Origin of the sequence: Kitasatospora sp. NPDC057512 (assembly GCF_042802135.1) — a bacterium.
Classification (GTDB): Bacteria; Actinomycetota; Actinomycetes; order Streptomycetales; family Streptomycetaceae; genus Kitasatospora.
Map to the genome: position 1 here is coordinate 1 of NZ_JBHVET010001036.1, position 2,285 is coordinate 2,285.

The following is a 2,285-nucleotide window of genomic DNA, read 5'->3' on the forward strand; positions in this document are numbered from 1 at the left end:
TCCTCGTACGTCTCGTGGGGTGTCAGGCCAGCGCCTGCCGCGCGATCAGCGCCACCGCGAGCAGCCCGGCCAGCAGGGCCAGCAGCATCGCGGGGGAGAGTGCGGCGAACGGGCTCTGCTGCTCCTGGATCCGGGCCCGGTTGGCCCGGCACACCGGGCAACGCCCGTCGCTGACGCGGCCGTTGCAGTTGGCGCACACCAGATGGTCGCAGGTCATGCGATCTCCTCCTCGCTGCTACAGCCAACGCGCCGGACGGGGCTTTGGTTCCAGGTACTGCCCTGTACGGGGGAGCGGCCGTGACGCGGTCGCCCCCTCCACTCTGCCAGGTTCCGGCGGTTCCGGCTCCCGGGCTGTGAGATGGCCCCCGATATTCGGGGCATAAACGGACATTCTCCCCCAGGGGGCGACCGTTGTCGCGGGCGGCCCCTGCGGGCCGGACGCCGATTCGCGTATGGTCCCAGTCCGGGAGCGGCCCTCCGCGCTCCCTTCGCCCGCCCCCGGGCCGGGCCCCAGGGGCGGACCGACCAAGGACTGGCGCCGCCTAGGATGGCCTCCGTGATGCAGCCGTGATCAGATTCGACAACGTCTCCAAGACCTATCCCAAGCAGAACCGTCCCGCCCTGGACAACGTCTCGCTGGAGATCGAGAAGGGTGAGTTCGTCTTCCTGGTCGGCTCGTCCGGCTCGGGCAAGTCCACCTTCCTGCGCCTGTGCCTGCGCGAGGAACGCCCCACCACGGGGGCGGTGCACGTGCTGGGCAAGGACCTCGGCAAGCTGTCCAACTGGAAGGTGCCGCACATGCGCCGCCAGCTGGGCACCGTCTTCCAGGACTTCCGCCTGCTGCCGAACAAGACGGTCGCGCAGAACGTCGCCTTCGCCCTGGAGGTGATCGGCAAGCCCAAGAGCGCCATCAACAAGGTGGTGCCCGAGGTGCTGGAGCTGGTCGGCCTCGGCGGCAAGGAGGACCGCATGCCGGGCGAGCTGTCCGGTGGTGAGCAGCAGCGCGTGGCGATCGCCCGGGCCTTCGTGAACCGTCCGATGCTGCTCATCGCGGACGAGCCCACCGGCAACCTCGACCCGCAGAACTCGGTCGGCATCATGAAGCTGCTCGACCGCATCAACCGCACCGGCACCACGGTGCTGATGGCCACCCACGACCAGGCCATCGTCGACCAGATGCGCAAGCGCGTCATCGAGCTCGACAAGGGGCTGCTCGTCCGCGACCAGGCCCGCGGCGTCTACGGGTACCAGCACTGACCGACCAGCGCTGACCCGTAGGGCCGCCGGCCCGAACCGCCAGTCCCGGAGCAGTACCGACCCTGGAGTTGTTTCCCGCATGCGTGCCCAGTTCGTCCTGTCGGAGATCGGTGTGGGTCTCCGACGCAACCTGACCATGACCATCGCGGTCGTGGTCAGTGTCGCGCTCTCCCTCGCCCTCGCCGGTTCCTCGCTCCTGGTCCGCGACCAGGTGAACTCCATGAAGGGGTACTGGTACGACAAGGTCGAGGTGAGCATCTACTTCTGCACCAAGGCGGACGCCCGGAACTCGCCCCAGTGCGACAAGGGCGCGGCCACCGACCAGCAGGTCCAGGACATCAAGGACCAGCTGGACAAGATGACCTCGGTGGTCCAGTCGTCCACCTACGAGAGCTCCGCCGACGCGTACAAGCACTGGAAGGAGATGAACCCGGACAACCCGCTCATCTCCGTCCTGGGCGCGGACGCCATGCCGCAGTCCTGGCGGGTCAAGCTCAACGACCCGACCAAGTACGACGTGATCCAGAGCGCCTTCGCCGGCAAGCCCGGCGTCAAGTCGGTCGAGGACCAGCGGAAGATCCTGGAGAACCTGTTCGGCCTGCTGAACGGCCTCCAGACGGCGGCCTTCGTGATCATGGTGCTGATGCTGTTCGTCGCGCTGTTGCTGATCGTCAACACCGTCCGGGTGTCGGCGTACAGCCGACGGCGTGAAACCGGGATCATGCGCCTGGTCGGTGCGTCGAACTTCTACGTCCAGATGCCGTTCATCGCCGAGGCGGCCTTCTCGGCGCTGCTGGGCGCGATGATGGCCTCCGGGCTGCTGATCGGCGGGCACTTCTTCGTCCAGAACTGGCTGGCCGACCGGGTGCAGTTCATCCACTTCATCGGCCTCGGCTCGGTGCTGGCGGTGATACCGCTGCTGATCGTGGTGGGTATGGGCATGGCCGGTGTGGCCGCGTTCTTCACGCTGCGCAAGTACCTCAAGGTCTGATCCCCGGACGCCCCGACGGCCCCGGACGGCACTGCGC

At 67.7% G+C, this 2,285-nt stretch carries 3 protein-coding genes; 2 read left to right on the top strand and 1 reads right to left on the bottom strand.

Annotated features, from left to right (window positions below):
* Nucleotides 1-22 precede the first annotated feature (22 nt).
* A complete protein-coding gene (locus ACFU6K_RS37215) occupies nt 23-217 on the bottom strand; it encodes a hypothetical protein (protein ID WP_049653432.1) in 195 nt (64 codons plus the stop codon).
* Between the two features lie 350 nt (nt 218-567).
* Here ACFU6K_RS37215 and ftsE point away from each other — a divergent pair, with 350 nt between their 5' ends.
* Together ftsE and ftsX are read left to right on the top strand one after the other, a co-directional pair.
* Nucleotides 568-1,257: a cell division ATP-binding protein FtsE gene (ftsE, locus tag ACFU6K_RS37220; protein WP_049653434.1), complete on the top strand. Its 690-nt coding sequence runs from the start codon at nt 568-570 to the stop codon at nt 1,255-1,257.
* Nucleotides 1,258-1,336: 79 nt separating this feature from the next.
* On the top strand, nt 1,337-2,248 hold the full coding sequence (ftsX, locus tag ACFU6K_RS37225; protein ID WP_049653435.1) for a permease-like cell division protein FtsX: 912 nt from the start codon (nt 1,337-1,339) through the stop codon (nt 2,246-2,248).
* Nucleotides 2,249-2,285 lie beyond the last annotated feature (37 nt).